The organism is Sphingomonas sp. GC_Shp_6 (assembly GCF_026540835.1).
Taxonomy (GTDB): domain Bacteria; phylum Pseudomonadota; class Alphaproteobacteria; order Sphingomonadales; family Sphingomonadaceae; genus Sphingomonas.
The window spans coordinates 89,230-105,187 of sequence record NZ_JALNUO010000001.1; the positions used below are offsets into that span (position 1 = coordinate 89,230).

The window sequence follows — 15,958 nt, forward strand, 5'->3', positions numbered from 1 at the left end:
GCTAGAGCTGATGGCCCGTCCGGTCGCGTTTGGTGGCGAGATAACGCTCGTTGTGCGGATTGGGCGGCAGCCGGTGCGGCACGCGCTCGATCACGCGGACGCCGGCTGCCTCCAGCCCCTCCACCTTAGCGGGGTTGTTGGTCATCAGCCGCACGCGCGGCTGGGCGAGCAGCAGGAGCATGCGCGCCGCCACGCCGAAATCGCGCGAATCGATCGCGAAGCCCAGCCGGGTGTTGGCATCCACCGTGTCGAACCCTTGATCCTGGAGGTGATAGGCGCGCAATTTGTTGACCAGGCCGATCCCGCGTCCTTCCTGGCGCAGATAGAGCAGGATGCCCCAGCCGCTCGCCTCGATCGCGCGGATGGCGGCATGAAGCTGCGGGCCGCAATCGCATTTGAGGCTGCCGAGCACGTCGCCCGTCAGGCATTCGCTGTGCAGCCGCACCAGCGGCGGCTGGCCGTTGGGCCGCCCGATCAGCAGCGCGATATGCTCGTCCGCGCCGCCATCGCCGCGAAACGCGACGATCTCGGTATCCTCGGCGCCCGCCACGGGCAGGCGCGCGCGCGTCGCGATCCGCAGGCGGCCGGCATCCTCGTGCGCGTCGATATCGGCGGGCGCGATCGCGACTTCGGGATCGCGCCCGCCGACGAAAAAGGCGGGCAGCAGGCCGGCGATCCGCGCGAGGCGGAGCGCGGCGGCCGCCGCCGCCCGGTCGGCGAGCGGAACCGCGCGGAATGGCCCCTTCATCGGCATCGACAGATCGAATTGCGGATCGGCGACCGCGGTGGCGGCGGCAAGGTCGATCCACGGCGCGCGCTCCACCTGCACCGGCGAGTCGGGATCGGCAGCGGCGCGCTGGTTGGCGAGCCCCAGCGTGGTCGCGCGTCCGGCCGAGATCAGCAGATCGGCGGCGGCTTCGGGATCGAACGCGGCCAGGCGATCGGGATCCGCCGTCTCCACCGCGAGCAGCACGAGCGGCCCCACGCCCACCGGCCAGCCGCGCCGCAGCGCATCCACCGCGCGGGCGGCGGCGCGGGGCGCGCTCAAAAGGCGAACTCGGTCATGATCGGGATATGGTCGGAGGGCTTCAGCCAGTTGCGGCAATCCTCGAACACGCTGTGCGCGCGCGCCTGCGTCGCGGCGGTACCGCGCGCCCACATATGATCGAGCCGGCGCCCCCGGTCGGACGCTGCCCAGTCCTTCGCGCGGTAGCTCCACCAGGTGTGCAACCGGGCCGGCGCGGGGTGGAAATGGCGGCCCAGATCCACCCAGTCGCCCGCCGCCTGCAACCGCCCGAGCGCGTCCACCTCGATCGGCGTATGGCTGACGACATCGAGCAACTGGCGGTGGCTCCACACGTCGGATTCGAGCGGCGCGACGTTGAAATCGCCCGTCAGGATGGTGGGCCCGTCGAGCGATTCGGACCAGCGTGTCATGCGTTCCAGGAAATCGAGCTTCTGGCCGAATTTCGGATTGGCCTCGCGGTCGGGCACGTCGCCGCCGGCTGGCACATAGACGTTTTCCAGTCGCACGCCGTTCGGCAGCCGCACGCCGATGTGCCGCGCCTCGCTGTTGGCCTGCCAGTCGAGCCGGTCGTCCTCGACGATGGGCACGCGCGAGACGATCGCGACGCCGTGGTGCATCCGCTGGCCGTGCAGCATGACGTGGCGATAGCCAAGCGCGCGAAACGCCTCGATGGGGAAATCACCGTCGATCACCTTGGTCTCCTGCAGGCACAGGATGTCGGGATCGGCGGCGCGCAGAAACTGTTCGACGATACCGATGCGGAAACGCACCGAATTGATGTTCCAGGATACGATCTTCATGTCGCCGGCGATGTAGGACGAATCATGGGGTTCGTCATCCCGGTTGAGAGAGCGGTAGCGCTGCGGCGAAGCCGCGTCTTCCGACCTCGCCGTTGGCGAGGCCGGCCGCGCTTGGGCGGCTGCGCCGTTGCGCATGCGCCCTGCGCAGAAAGGCCCTCGTTCCGGGGGCATGGAACGAGGGCCGACTCAGCGTTCGTCACGCAGGCGAGATGTGCACCGACCGGGTAACAGGGGGGAAATCCCGATCCGCCTCACATCCGCAACGCCCGTCTAGGCCCCGCAACCTGTCGCCGCGATGAATGGCGTGCGGCAAATCGTTCAGTTTCGCCCGCCCGTTTTCCGCGGGTCGTTCCAGCGGAACGTCCCGTCGCTCACCGGCACGCCATAATGCTGATTCGTCAGCCGAATCGTGGTGCGATTGCCCTGGCTGTCGAGCGCCACCCAGCCCTGAAGCGTCAGCCCGGCCGGGCCGGTGCTATTCTGCGCGAAGACCAGGGTGATGCGGCCATATTCGGGATGTTTGGGATCGTTCGCCTCGACCGACAGCACGCGCGGATCATAGCCGGGCACGATTTTGGCATAGCGCGTGATGTCGCGGCTGGGGTCGAGCAGCACGCCCAGCGGCGAATTCTTGATCGGCCAGCGCTGCACCTGCTTCACCGAATAATCGATGAAGGTGAGCGCGCCGCCCTCCGCCACGATCAGCAGCGGCACGCCCTTTTCATATTGGAAGCGCAATTTGCCCGGCGTCTTCAGCGTCAACTGGCCGGTCAGCACCTTGCCGTCGCGATCGGTCTGGCTGAAGTCCGCGGTCATGCTGGCGATGCCCTGGAGGTGGCGCTGGACGGTCGCCAGATCGCCCGTCGCCTGCGCGGCGAGCGGCGCGGCGACGAGCACCAGGGGGGCGAGCGCCATGGGGACGAGCGACGGGCGGAACATGCGATTTCTCCTTGGCGCCGGAATTGTCACCGGCGGATTGAATAGGGAGTGAACCGGCGAGCCCACGCCACGGGTGAACCGTTACAGAGTCACCGCGGCCTTCATGCCGAGGATGCCGACATCGGTGCGGCGGCTCACCCCGCCGGGATTGTGGACGAGCTGCAGATTGGGGCGCAGCTCGAGCCAGTCGAGCGGATGAAGGCTGTAATAGACCTCGGCCGCATATTCGGCGCCCTGCACCGCGGGCCGCGTCGGATCGATCCGCTCGCCGTCCGCCACGCGCCCGTTGACGTTGGTCCGCGCGAGCGCGAGCCCCAGGACGTCGCCCGGTACCCAGGGCACCAGCCCCTTGTAGAAGAGCCCCAGCGCCACCTGATTGTCGGTCACGCTGGTGGCGCGATCGGCCTGGGTGACGTTGAGGAACGCGCTCAGCCCCTTGAATGCCTTGCCGTCCTTCACGGTGCCGGTGATCTGCTGCTGCACGTTCAGATAGATGCCGTAACGGGCGCTGTGCTGGAGCGGCTCCAGCCCGGTGACCGCCAGCGGCTGGCGGTTCACGTCGAGATACACGTCGGCGCCGCGCGCGGTGCTCACCCAGCCGCCGATCTTGTAGGTGCCGACATGGCCGCCGCGTTCGCGCGTCGTGCCGAATTCCAGCGGCAGCAGCACGCCCGTCGCGCCGTGAAAATAGCCGATCACGAAGGCGCGATCGAGGTTCCGCGGATTGACCTCATAGGCCGCGCCCTGGACATAGGCGTGATCGCTCAGATCGACGCGCAGCCGCGCGCCCCATTGGCTCACGGGCCAATTGTACCAATAATCGCCGACGAGGTTGCCCGGCTGCGCGCCGCAGAAGCTCAGATTTTCGAAATGACAGGAAAAGGCGGCGAAATCCTCGCCCGGATTGGTGCGGCCGATCTTCACCTCGACCTGTCGGCCGAGCCGCTGCTCGTACCATAATTGAGTCACGCGCACGGTCTGGCCGCGGCCATAGACCTCCTGCACCTGCTGCAGCACGCCCAGACCGGCATCGACGCCCAGATCGCGTCCGCGCCGCCAGGTCACGGTGCCTTGGAACGCGCCGCCCTTCAGCCCCGCCACCTTGTCCAGATCGAGCAGCACGCCCGCGTCGAACTGGCCGGTCTCGTCGAGTTGGTGCTTGTCGCCCCCGCTCACATTATACGCGCTTTCGGACGCATAGCGTGCGGTGACGCCGATGCCGCGCTTCGCCAACGCGGTGCGGATTGCGTGCCAGTCGCCGATCAGCCCCGGCGGTGGGGTGCGGCGCGTATCGGCGGTCAGCGCACTCGGTGACAGGTCGCTGTCGGCGCGCCCGGCCCCGGTCGGCGCACGGTGCTGGGTATCGCCCTGTGTGGTGGCAACCTTGCCGGGCGTGGCGGCCTGCGGTGCGGCGTCGGGATCGGCGGCGATCGCGGGGCTCGCCCCCAGCATCAGCGCGAGAAGCGCGGCACCCCACCCGTATCGGGAGATCGTCATCCTGCCCACCCCGTCAGATTGCATGGCCTTCGGTATCGCGCAGCACCTCGCGGCGGCCGACATGATCGGGACGGCCGACGATGCCGTCCTTTTCCATTCGCTCGATCAGCCGCGCGGCGGAGTTGTAGCCGATGCGAAGCTGGCGCTGGAGCCAGGAGGTGGAGGCCTTTTGCGATTCGCAGACGAGCTGGATCGCGCTGCGATATTGCTGGTCCTCCGCCGAATCCTCGCCGGTGGGCGCGCCGTCGAGCGCGAAGCTTTCCTCGGGCTCCTCGGTGACCGACGAGATATAGTCGGGCTGGCCCTGCGCGCGCCAGTGATCGGCGACGGCGCGCACCTCGTCGTCGCTGACGAAGGGGCCGTGGACGCGCACGATGCCCTTGCCGCCCGGCATGTAGAGCATGTCGCCCTTGCCGAGGAGCTGTTCGGCGCCCTGTTCGCCCAAGATCGTGCGCGAATCGATCTTGGAGGTGACGTGGAAGCTGATCCGCGTCGGCAGATTGGCCTTGATGACGCCGGTAATGACGTCGACCGATGGGCGCTGCGTCGCCATGATGAGGTGGATGCCCGCCGCGCGCGCCTTTTGCGCCAGCCGCTGGATCAGGAATTCCACCTCCTTGCCCGCGGTCATCATCAGGTCGGCCAACTCGTCGACGATCACCACGATCTGCGGCAGCACGTCATATTCGAGCTTTTCCTCCTCATAGACCGGCTGGCCGGTATCGGGATGGTAGCCGGTCTGCACCTTGCGACCGAGCGGCTGGCCCTTGGCCTTGGCGCCGCGCACCTTGTCGTTGAAGCTGGCGAGGCTGCGCACGCCGACCGACGACATCTGCCGGTAGCGGTCCTCCATCTGCTCGACCGCCCATTTCAGCGCGCGCACCGCCTTGGCCGGATCGGTGACGACGGGGCTGAGCAGGTGCGGGATGTCGTCATACATGCTCAGTTCGAGCATCTTGGGATCGATCATGATCATCCGGCACTGCGCGGGCGTCAGCTTGTAGAGCAGCGACAGGATCATGCTGTTGAGGCCGACCGACTTGCCCGATCCGGTCGTGCCCGCGACGAGCAGATGCGGCATCGGCGCCAGATCGGCGATCACCGAATCGCCCGCGATGTTCTTGCCCAGGATGATCGGCAGTTGCGCCTGCTGGTCGTCGAACGCCTCGCTGCCGACGAGTTCGTGCAGCGACACCGCCTCGCGCTTTAGATTGGGCAGTTCGATGCCGATGACGTTGCGCCCGGGGATCACCGCGACCCGCGCCGAGATGGCGGACATGTTGCGCGCGATGTCGTCGGCCAGCGCGATCACGCGGCTCGCCTTGATGCCGGGCGCGGGCTCCAGCTCGTACATCGTGACGACGGGGCCGGGGCGCACTTCGGTGATCGCGCCATGCACCTTGAAATCGTCGAGCACGTTCTCGAGCAGGCGGGCGTTGCGTTCCAGCGACGCCTTGTCGATCGTGCCCTTGGGCGAGGGCGGTGCGGGGGTCAGCAGGTCGAGCGGGGGCAGCGTGAAATTGTCGCGCAGGTCGAGCTGGCTCTGCGCCCTGGGCCGCGCGGCGGAGGGCGCCAGCTGGCGGTCGGCGATCACCGGGGCGGGGCGCGGATCGGGCTCGGCCACGGCGCGCGGCGTCACCGGCTTGCGCTGCAGTTCGAGCGGCGCGTCGAAATCGTCGATCGGCGCCACTTCGCCGCCACCCGATCCGCTTCGCGACCGGCGCAGGCGGCGGCCATGTTCGGCGAAATCGATCTCCAGGCTGCGCGCCCAGACGACCACCCCGGCGATCCCCGCCAGCAGCCCGGCAGCGCGTGCGCCCCAGAGCGCCACCTCGGGCCGGTTGGTGAGCGCGAGCGCCGCGTCGACGCCGCTCACCGCGGCCAGCCCGATCGCACCGCCCCAGCCCGCGGGCAGCGCCAGCACCGCGCCGTTCGAGACGAAGGCGAGCGTGCAGCCCATCAGCGCCACGCCGATCGCGGCGCCGCCCAGCATGCGGCCCCAATGGCCGGCGGGCTGTTCGCGCCACAGCCGCATGCCGATGATCGGCGCGACCGGCAGGATCAGCGCGACCGCGGGGCCCAACAATGTCAGCGCCAGATCGGCGAACCAGGCGCCGGGCGCGCCCAGCCAGTTGGCAAAGGGACCGCCCGCCGCGGTGTTGATCGCCGGATCGCTCGCATGATAGCTGGCGAGCGCGGCCACCATCGCCAGCACGCCGGCGAACAGCGCGCAGGCGGTGATGAGCGCGCCGCTGCGCACCGCACCCGCCTTCACCGTCTCGCGCCACAAGGCTGGCTGCGCGCGGCTGGCCATGATCCTGATCCCGTTCCTGCTATGAGCTACGATCATCGCCGGCCACCCGCCCGGCGTCAAGGCGGCGAGCGTTGGCAGCGCGGCATTGCGCGCGTAGAGCGGCCGGATGGACACAGATGTCATCATCCTCGGCGGCGGCCTGGTCGGCGCGACGCTCGCTCTGGCGCTCGATGCGAGCGGCCTGACTGCGACCGTGATCGATCCCGCCGATCCCGCGGTCACGCTGGCGCCGGGCTTCGACGGCCGTGCGTCGGCGGTGGCGAGCGCCAGCGGGCGAATGCTGGAGGCGATCGGGGTCGGCGCGCGGCTGGAGGGGAAAGGCTGCCCGATCCGCGCAATCCGGGTGAGTGACGGGCTGGAGCCCGGCGCGCTCGATTTCGAACCCGATGCGGGCGATGGCGCGCTGGGGGTGATGTACGAGAATCGGCTGTTGCGGCGCACGCTGCACGAGGCCGCGGTCGCGGCGCCGGGGATCGACCTGCGGATGACGACGCGCGCGGTGGCGGTCGATCGCGGCGCCGCGGGCGTAACGGCCACGCTCGATTCGGGCGATGTCGTGCGTGCGCCGTTGCTGATCGCGGCCGAGGGGCGCCATTCGCCCACGCGCGAGGCGGCGGGGATCGCGGTCGCGCGCTGGTCCTACGACCACGCCGCGATCGTCGGCGCGTTCCATCACGAGCACCCCCATGAAGAGACCGCGTTCGAGATCTTCTATCCCGCCGGCCCCTTCGCGCTGCTGCCGCTGCCCGACGATGCCGCAGGGCACCGCTCCGCGATCGTGTGGACGGTGGATGCGAGGGACGCGGCCGGCATGATGAAGCTCGGGGATCGCGGCTTCCTGGCCGAGGCGGAAAAGCGGATGGGCGGCTTTCTCGGCGCCCTGTCGGGGGCGAGCCCGCGCGCGAGCTATCCGCTCGGCTTCCATCATGCGGCACGGATCGTGGACGAACGACTCGCTCTGGTGGGCGACGCGGCGCACGGCATCCATCCGATCGCGGGGCAGGGGCTTAACCTTGGCTTTCGCGACGTGGCGACGCTCGCCGAAGTGCTGGTCGAGGGCAAGCGCACCGGGCTCGACCTGGGCGATGCGGCCTTGCTCGCGCGCTACCAGCGCTGGCGCGGGCTCGATACCTTCATGGTGGCGGCGGCGACCGACACGCTCACCCGGCTGTTCGGTGTGCGCGGGCGGACGGCGAGCGCGGTGCGGCGGTTCGGCATCTCGGCGGTGAACGCGATCCCGCCGCTCAAGAACCGCTTCATGGCCGAGGCGCGCGGCGAAAGCGGCGATCTTCCGCGGCTGCTGCAGGGGCTGGCGATCTAAGGGGGAGTTCACGCGGAGGCGCGGAGGGCGCAGAGATGATTCGCGTGTGGCAGCGCAGGCGTGTTTTACGCCTGGCGACGGAAATCATGAGGATCCCGCTCGCCACCGTTCGCCCTGAGCTTGTCGAAGGGCCTGTTCCGCGTGCGGATTTCGATTGCGGAAAGCGTGCTTGACAAGCTCGGCACGAACGGATGGGTCAAGCTTCAAGGGCTGCTCCCGCGACCGTCTTTCGCTCCGCGCCCTTTGCGCCTCCGCGTAAACCTCTCCTTCGAACCGCGCACCGGCCAGCGATCAGAGGCGCCGCGCTTCCTCGACCAGCATGACGGGAACGCCGTCGCGCACCGGATAGGCGAGCCCCGCGGCGTCCGACACCAGTTCCTGCGCCGCTTCGTCATAGCGCAAAGGCGTGCGCGTCACCGGGCAGACGAGGCGTTCGAGCAGCCACGCGTCGATCATTGCAGCGTCACCCGATCTTCGCCGTCGTGGCGGCCGAAGAACTGCATGAGCTGGACGATCAGCTCGGCGCGCGCCTCGATCCCCTCGGCCTCGAGCAGCGCCTGTTTGGCCGCCGAATCGAACGGCGCGATCTGCGCGATGCCGTTGACGAGCGCCTCGTCGTCCAGCCGCGCGACCGAATCCCAATCGACCGCATAGCCCTGCGCCTCGGCGAACCGGCGCGATTCCAGTTCCAGCGAGGCGCGCATGCCGAGCGACAGCGTCTCGTCGGCGCCGACCGGCAGCAAGTCGGCCTCCACCTGCCGGAAGGCGGTGGTCACATCGAGCTCGCGGACGATGCGGAACAGCGCGACGCCCTCCAGGATCACATTGTAGCGGCCATCGTCCATCGCCTCCACCTCGGCGATCCGCCCGACACAGCCCAGGTCGAACAGCGGCGGGACCGAGCCCTTGGCCACCGCGGTGGGGCGCGGCTGGACCATGCCGATCCGCCGGTCGCGCGCCATCGCATCCGAGATCATGGCGCGGTAGCGGGGCTCGAAGATGTGCAGCGGCAGGTGCATGCCGGGAAACAGCAGCGCGCCCGGCAGCGGAAAGATCGACAGCCGCGTGGTCATCCAAAGAGGATCGCGGAGAGGCGGCGGCGCTGCGCCGACACCCAGGGGTCCATCAGCCCCACGACGTCGAACAGTTTCAGCAGTTGCGCGCGCGCCGCGCCGTCGTTCCAGTCGCGATCCCGGGCGATGATCACGAGCAGCGAATCGGCCGCCGCGTCGCGGTCGCCTGCGGCCATCTGCCCGCCCGCCAGACGGAAGCGCGCATCGAGATCGTCGGGATGGGCGGCGACTTCGGCGGCGAGGCCCGACAGGTCGTCCACCGGTGCGGCGCTCTTCGCCAGATCGAGCGCGGCGCGCGCGCGTTCGATCGCCGGATCGGCGGCGATGGCGGGATCGAGCTCGCCGAGCCAGGCCTCCGCCTCGTCCAGCTCGCCGCCCGCGACGAGCGCGCGGACGAAGCCCGAATGGACCTGCGGGCTGTCGGGCGCGATTTCAGCAACCTGGCGGAAGATCGACAGCGCGCGCTCGAAATCGCCGCCCGCGAGCACCTCTTCGCCCATCGCGATCAGCGGCTCGATCTCGGCGGCGGTGTCGGCTGCTGCAGAGGGGATCGGCAATTGCTTCAGGATCTGGTCGAGCATCGTGCGGAGCTGTGATTCGGTCCGCGCGCTCGTCAGATCGGCGACGAGCTGCCCCTGGAACATCGCATAGACCGTCGGGATCGACTTGATCTGGAATTGCGCGGCGATGAACTGGTTCTTGTCGGTATCGACCTTCGCCAGCACGACGCCCTTATCGGCATAATCGGCGCAGACCTTTTCGAGGAGCGGCGTCAGCGCCTTGCACGGCCCGCACCATTCCGCCCAGAAATCGATGACGACCAGCGCGGCCATCGACGGTTCGACGACGTCGCGGCGAAACGCCTCGACCGCGTCTTTCTGGGCAGGTGACATTCCAAGCGTGGCCAAGTGATGCTCCCGTTGTTCGGCGCGCCCTATCTGGGGCGGCGGCGCGGTTAATGGAAGTCCCGTGATCTGGGCAGGACGCGCACGTCGCGCGGATGACCGTGGCGCGGGTCGCGCGAGCGAGTAGGGACGGGCTTGAGCACCGCATCGGCGGGCGCGATCGGCGGCTCCAGCGCGCGGTCGTTCGACAGCCGCGCCAGCTCGGCGCTGCGATCCTGCACGCGGACGGTCATCAGATGCGTGACGCCCTCGTCGCTGCGCTGGATCGTGCCCTCCAGCACCATGAGGCGCGAGGCCATCACCGCGCGCCGGTTCGCCTCGAAATCGCGCGCCCAGATCAGGCCGTTGGTGATCCCGGTCTCGTCTTCGATGGTCACGAAGATCGCGTTGCCCTTTCCCGGCCGCTGGCGGACGAGGACGATCCCGGCGACACGCGCGCGGCGGCCGTCCTTTGTCACGTTGGCCTGTGCGCTCGACAGGATCCCCTCGGCGGCGAAGAGCGGGCGCAGAAAGGTCATCGGATGCTCCTTCAGCGACAGCCGCGTGGTCTGGTAATCGGTCGCGACGTGCTCGCTGAGCGGCATCGGCGGCAGGGGCGGATCGGGTTCGGGGGCGAGTTCGGGCGCTTGCGCCGCCGCGAACAAGGCGAGTTGCCGAGGCGGGGTGCGCCGCACCTCCCACAAGGCCTGGCGCCGATCCTGCCCGATCGAGCGGAACGCATCCGCATCCGCCAGCAGCCGCAGCGCGCGTTCGGGCACGTGCATGGCGAGCTGTTCGATCGTGGCATAGGGCGCATGGGCGACGATCGCGGTCGCCCAGTCCGTGCGAAATCCCTCGACCTGGCGAAAGCCGAGCCTGATGGCGAGCGGATCGTCCTCCAAGAGGTTGTCCCACCGGCTTGCGTTCACGTCCACCGGCCGCACCTCCACGCCGTGCTCGCGCGCATCGCGCACCAGTTGCGCGGGCGCGTAGAAGCCCATCGGCTGCGAATTGAGGATCGCACAGCCGAACACCGCGGGGTGGAAGCATTTGATCCAGGCGGAGACATAGACGAGCCGCGCGAAGCTCAGCGCATGGCTTTCGGGAAAGCCATAGGAGCCGAAGCCCTCGATCTGCTTGAAGCAGCGTTCGGCGAATTCGGCGGTGTAGCCGCGCCGGACCATGCCGCCGACGAGCTTGGCCTGGAAGTTCTCCATCCCGCCGACATGGCGAAACGTCGCCATCGCCTTGCGGAGCTGGTTGGCCTCGTCCGGCGTAAAGCCGGCGGCGACGATCGCCAGCTTCATCGCCTGTTCCTGGAACAGCGGCACGCCATAGGTGAAGCGCAGCAATTGGCGCAGCTCGTCGGGCGGCCCGAAGCGCGGATCGGGCGAGGGGAACTCCACCGGCTCCTTGCCCGAACGGCGGCGCAGATAGGGATGGACCATGTCGCCCTCGATCGGCCCCGGCCGCACGATCGCGACCTGCACCACCAGATCGTAGAGCTTGCGGGGCTTGAGGCGCGGCAGCATGTTGATCTGCGCACGGCTCTCCACCTGGAACACGCCGATACTGTCGCCCTTGCATAGCATGTCGTACACGGCGGGATGTTCGGCGACGGCGATCGTGTCGAGCGCGTGATCGCCGAGCCCGTGCTGACGCATCAGGTCGAAGCTCTTGCGGATGCACGTCAGCATGCCGAGCGCGAGGATATCGACCTTCATCAGGCCGAGCGCGTCGATATCGTCCTTGTCCCATTCGATGAACGTCCGGTCCTTCATCGCGCCGTTGTGGATCGGCACGGTCTCGTCGAGCCGGTTCTGGGTGAGGACGAACCCGCCGACATGCTGGGAGAGATGGCGCGGAAATTCGATCAGCCGATCGACCAGCATCCGCAGCCGCGCGATCTCGGGATTGGCGACGTCATAGCCCGCCTGCGCGAAGCGTTGTTCCTCGAACCGGCGCGAGAAGCTGCCCCATACGGTGCTCGTCAGCCGCTGCGTCACGTCGTCGGTCAGCCCCAGCGCGTGGCCGACCTCGCGCACGGTGCTGCGCGCGCGATAATGGATCACGGTCGCCGCGATCGCCGCGCGGTGGCGGCCATAGCGGCGATAGATATACTGCATCACCTCCTCGCGCCGCTCATGTTCGAAATCCACGTCGATATCGGGCGGCTCGTCGCGCTCCGCCGATACGAAGCGCGAGAAGAGCAGATCGTATTTCATCGGATCGACCGAGGTGACGCCCAGCAGGAAACACACCACCGAATTGGCCGCCGACCCGCGCCCCTGGCACAGGATCGGGGGCTTCTGCGCGCGCGCGAACCGCACCACGTCATGGACGGTGAGAAAATAATAGGCGTACTTGCGATCACGGATGAGGTGGAACTCCTCGAACAGCAGCGCGCGCATCTTTTCGGGCACCATGTCGTCGAAGCGTTCCAGCGCGGTCTGCCAGACGATATGTTCGAGCCAGTCCTGCGGATCCCAGCCGGACGGCACGGGCTCGTGCGGATATTCGTAGCGCAATTGATCGAGATCGAAGCCGATGCGCGCGGCCAGCGCGGTGCTTTGCGCGACGGCATCGGGCCGGTCGCGGAACAGCCGCGCGATTTCGGCGGCATCCTTCAAGTGCCGCTCGCCGTTCGCGGCCAGCCGGCGCCCCGCGCCCTGAATCGTCGTGCCCTCGCGGATGCAGGTGACGATGTCGTGGAGCGGCCGGTCCTCGGCATAGGCGTAAAGCGCGTCGACCGTCGCGAGCAGCGGCACCCCGGCCTCGTCCGCCACCGCACCCAGCCGGGCGAGGCGGCGCCGATCGCCCCCCGCATGCGGCATGGTCGCGGCCAGCCACACGCGGCCGGGCGCGGCTTGCCGCAGCCGCGCGAGCGTTTCCGCCAGGCGCGTGGCCGGGGTGCCGTCGCGAAGCGGGGGCAGGGGCGGGGGGCCGGCGCCGTCGTTGGCGGCGACCGCGCGGACGCGCGCCCCTCGATCGGTGCTCTCGGGCATCGCCACCAGCAGCAGATCCTCGGCGTGGCGAAGCAGATCCGCAAAGCCGAGGATACAATCGCCCTTTTCCGCGCGCCGGTTGCCGAGCGTGAGCAGCCGGGTGAGCCGGCCCCAGCCGAAGCGCGTCGCCGGATAGGCGACGATGTCGGGGGTGCCGTCGGCGAAGACGAGGCGCGCGCCCACTGCCAGCCGGAAGGCGAGCGGCGGCAGCCTGGCGCCCAGCAGCCCGGCGCGCGCCTTCTTGAGCGCCTGATGCGCGCGCACCACGCCGGCGACGGTGTTGCGGTCGGCGATCCCGATCCCGGCCAGACCCAGTTCGACGGCGCGCGCCACCATGTCGGTGGCGTGCGACGCGCCATCCAGGAACGAGAAGTTCGTCGCCGCCACCAGCTCGGCAAAGGCGGGTTCGTCGGTCATCGGGGTTCACGCGAAGCCGCAAAGAGATGCGCGCGCGGAGACGCGGAGGACGCGGAGGCGTTGCGCCCGCGGCCCCGTCGTGGCCCCATCATCGAACTCTGATGGACTGCCGATGATCGTGCCGGAAGGCCGCCCCGTTCGCAGCCTCTCGACGTCCTTCCCGCCTCTGCGCGAGCATCCCTTCTTCGCGTCTCGTTAGACCGGTCACCGCGAATCACGCGAACAGCCCGTGGACATACCAGCGCGGATGTTCCGCCTCGCTGTAAAGGCCGTGGCGGAAGATCCAGAAGCGGCGGCCGCGCTGATCCTCGATGCGGAAATAATCGCGCGTCGGGATGGCGCGATCATGGACGCGCCACCATTCCCCCGCGATCCGCTCGGGCCCCTCGGCGCGCGCCACCTCGTGCAGGTTGCGCCGCCAGCGGAAGCGGTGCGGCGGCCCGTCGGGCACCTCGGCCATCACCGCCTCGATCGGCTGCGGCGGATCGAAGAGGTAGATCGGCCGCAGCGGGGGCTCGCCCGCCTGCGGCTCGGGCCAGGCGGTGGGCGCCGCGCCACTCGCGACCGGATCGGCGGCGGGCAGCATCAGCTCGGCCTGTTCGGGAATATGGCTGGCGCGCGGCGCGAAACGGCGCACCTGGCCGCGCCCGAGCCGGGTGGTGAGGCGGTCGACCAGCGCGGCGACGTCGCCGCGCTCGCCCCGGGCGCCCTTGTCGCCCCGCTCGCCCCCCTCCGCGGTGCCGCCCTCCAGCTTCAACTGGCTCGCGTCGAGCGCCTCGGCCAGGGCGACGTCGAGGCGGATGAGGTCGTAGCCGAAGCCCGGATCGAGCGGATCGGCCAGCCCGTCGATCCGCTCGCGGAACAGCCGCAGCAGCACCGCGGCGTCCCGCGTCGGCGCGCCCGTCTCGATTCGCAGCCGCTGCACCTGGCCATCGGCGCGGTAGAGCCGCGCTTCCCAGCGGCGACCGCCCTGGCGGCGGCGTTCGAGCAGCACCGCGGCCTCGCCGACCAGTTCGCCCAGCACGTCCAGCGCATAATCCGTGCGGCCGATCGGCTCGGCGAACCGGCGCTCCACCCCGATCGGCGGCGCGACGCGGCGCGGGCTGATCGCCATCTTCGCCTCGCCGCTCAGCCGGCGCACCGCGGTCGCCGCCTCGGCGCCGAAGCGCGCGGCGAGCCCCGCCATCGGCCGCGCCATCACGTCGCCCACCGTCTTCAGCCCGGCGCGCACCAGCGCGGTGGTGGCCTCGTCATCCAGCCCCAGCGCCACCACCGGCAGCCGCCGGATCGCGCCGCGCTCGTCGGGCGCGGGCGCGCCGGCATGGCGGGCAAGCGCCAGCGCGGCGGCGGGGCCGTCGCCGAACGCATGGCGCACGGCCACCCCGCGCCGCGCCATGCGCGCCTCCGCATCCGCCGCCAGCCGCCGCTCGCCATCGAAGGCGTGGGTGCAACCGGCGATGTCGAGCACCAGCGCGTCGGGCGGATCGAGCGCCACCAGCGGGGTGTAGCGGATGCACCCGTCCGCCAGCCGTTCCAGCCAGTCGAGATCGGCATGCGGATCGTGCGGGAACACCTCCAGCTCGGGAACGCGCGCGCGCGCGTCGGCCAGCGTCAGCCCCACGGTCAGCCCCGCCTGCACCGCGCTGCGATCGAGCGCGGCCAGCCGGATCCCGCCGGAGACGGCATGGGTGAAGGCCAGCGGCGCCTCATCCCGTCCGGCGAACAGGTGCGCGCGGGTGTTGCGCAGCCGCTCCACGGGGAGCCAGGGGAAGACGAGCGCCAGATAGCGGCGCGGGATCGAAGCATCGGTCGTCACGGTTCCACTCCACGCACCAGCGCTGCCCGGCCGGGCCGCCGCGCCGGCGCACACATTCCACGTCGAAGGCCGGCCGGCCCGGCGCATCGGCCTCCAGCGCCGCCGAGGGGCTGGCCGACACCGACCAGCGACTCGCCGCCGCACTCGCGCCCCCTCCGGCGCCCACGCGCAGCACCAGCACCGCCACGCCCGAGGCCTCCGCCGCCAGCATCAGCCGCCGCGTCGCGGTCAGGTCGAGGCCCGGCGCGGGGCCCCAAGCCTCCACCAGCAGCGTGCCGAGCCCGGCGCAGCGCGCGCCATCGGCGGCGGCGCGCAGCAGCGCCGCCTCGTCCTCCACCACCGCCAGCACCAGCGCATGGGGCGACAGGCCCATTTCGAACAAGCCGGTCGCGTGCAGCCGGCCGCTCTGGCGTTCAGCGGCGCGCGTGCGCAGCCACAACAAGGGCGTTGCGCCCGCGGCGAGCGCCAGCGCCACCGCGAACCCCGCCACCGCCGCGCCGTCGTTCGCCTCGGCGGCATGGATCTCGTGAAGCTGCGCTGGATGCAGCCCGCCCGCCAGCCACGCATCCATCGGCCGCGGATCGGCTTGCGCGGGTCCGGTGCCAGCGGCAACACGCCGCAACCGGGCGATCAGGGCGGACGAGTCGCGCATCGATGTTCTTGTAATGTTCTTATGCTGGATTCGCCAAGCGCGAATTGTGACGACAAGGGGTTGCCGTCCCCGAACCCCCACGCTAAGAGCGCGCCTCACCCAGCCGGTCCGCCGGTTCGTGACGCCAGAGCGGGCGTAGCTCAGGGGTAGAGCACAACCTTGCCAAGGTTGGGGTCGAGGGTTCGAATCCCTTCGCCCGCTCCAGTCTTTTCC

Annotated in this window: 12 protein-coding genes and 1 tRNA gene; 2 read left to right on the forward strand and 11 right to left on the reverse strand. The window is 69.9% G+C overall.

The features are described 5' to 3' along the window. Position 1: 1 nt before the first annotated feature. From ribA to OXQ95_RS00530, 5 genes are all read right to left on the reverse strand, one after another. On the reverse strand, positions 2-1,048 hold the full coding sequence (gene ribA, locus OXQ95_RS00510; protein ID WP_267378239.1) for a GTP cyclohydrolase II: 1,047 nt from the start codon (positions 1,046-1,048) through the stop codon (positions 2-4). Further along, complete coding sequence (locus tag OXQ95_RS00515) at positions 1,045-1,827, reverse strand: exodeoxyribonuclease III (protein ID WP_267378242.1); 783 nt, start codon at positions 1,825-1,827, stop codon at positions 1,045-1,047. The genes ribA and OXQ95_RS00515 overlap by 4 nt, the downstream gene beginning before the upstream one ends. A 318-nt stretch (positions 1,828-2,145) precedes the next feature. Then, complete coding sequence (locus OXQ95_RS00520; RefSeq protein WP_242097283.1) at positions 2,146-2,766, reverse strand: outer membrane lipoprotein carrier protein LolA; 621 nt, start codon at positions 2,764-2,766, stop codon at positions 2,146-2,148. An 81-nt stretch (positions 2,767-2,847) separates the two neighbouring features. After that, on the reverse strand, positions 2,848-4,263 hold the full coding sequence (locus tag OXQ95_RS00525) for a carbohydrate porin (RefSeq protein WP_267378248.1): 1,416 nt from the start codon (positions 4,261-4,263) through the stop codon (positions 2,848-2,850). Between the two features lie 13 nt (positions 4,264-4,276). After that, the gene (locus tag OXQ95_RS00530) at positions 4,277-6,577 is read right to left on the reverse strand and encodes a DNA translocase FtsK 4TM domain-containing protein (RefSeq protein WP_267378250.1); all 2,301 of its coding nucleotides are present in this window, start codon (positions 6,575-6,577) and stop codon (positions 4,277-4,279) included. 106 nt (positions 6,578-6,683) lie between these two features. Between OXQ95_RS00530 and OXQ95_RS00535 the strand changes: the two genes are divergently transcribed. Next, positions 6,684-7,898 (forward strand): UbiH/UbiF/VisC/COQ6 family ubiquinone biosynthesis hydroxylase, encoded by a 1,215-nt coding sequence (locus tag OXQ95_RS00535; protein WP_267378253.1) that lies wholly within the window; start codon positions 6,684-6,686, stop codon positions 7,896-7,898. 291 nt (positions 7,899-8,189) lie between these two features. Here OXQ95_RS00535 and OXQ95_RS00540 read toward each other — a convergent pair whose 3' ends face one another. From OXQ95_RS00540 to OXQ95_RS00565, 6 genes are all read right to left on the reverse strand, one after another. Further along, positions 8,190-8,354 carry a Trm112 family protein gene (locus OXQ95_RS00540; RefSeq protein WP_242097280.1) on the reverse strand — a complete coding sequence of 55 codons (165 nt, stop codon included), beginning with the start codon at positions 8,352-8,354 and terminating at the stop codon, positions 8,190-8,192. Next, positions 8,351-8,971, reverse strand: coding sequence for an LON peptidase substrate-binding domain-containing protein (locus OXQ95_RS00545; protein ID WP_267378259.1), 621 nt, complete (start codon positions 8,969-8,971; stop codon positions 8,351-8,353). The genes OXQ95_RS00540 and OXQ95_RS00545 overlap by 4 nt, the downstream gene beginning before the upstream one ends. Then, positions 8,968-9,864: a tetratricopeptide repeat protein gene (locus tag OXQ95_RS00550; RefSeq protein WP_242097497.1), complete on the reverse strand. Its 897-nt coding sequence runs from the start codon at positions 9,862-9,864 to the stop codon at positions 8,968-8,970. The genes OXQ95_RS00545 and OXQ95_RS00550 overlap by 4 nt, the downstream gene beginning before the upstream one ends. 62 nt (positions 9,865-9,926) lie before the next feature. Continuing rightward, on the reverse strand, positions 9,927-13,277 hold the full coding sequence (locus tag OXQ95_RS00555) for an error-prone DNA polymerase (RefSeq protein ID WP_267378262.1): 3,351 nt from the start codon (positions 13,275-13,277) through the stop codon (positions 9,927-9,929). A gap of 214 nt (positions 13,278-13,491) precedes the next feature. Next, positions 13,492-15,075: a DNA polymerase Y family protein gene (locus tag OXQ95_RS00560; protein ID WP_267379222.1), complete on the reverse strand. Its 1,584-nt coding sequence runs from the start codon at positions 15,073-15,075 to the stop codon at positions 13,492-13,494. Next, positions 14,984-15,745, reverse strand: a complete 762-nt coding sequence (locus OXQ95_RS00565; protein WP_267378265.1) for a hypothetical protein — start codon at positions 15,743-15,745, stop codon at positions 14,984-14,986. Before OXQ95_RS00565 ends, OXQ95_RS00560 begins: the two co-directional genes overlap by 92 nt. A gap of 129 nt (positions 15,746-15,874) precedes the next feature. Here OXQ95_RS00565 and OXQ95_RS00570 point away from each other — a divergent pair. Beyond that, positions 15,875-15,949 (forward strand) — tRNA-Gly (locus tag OXQ95_RS00570). The last annotated feature ends 9 nt before the right edge of the window (positions 15,950-15,958 follow it).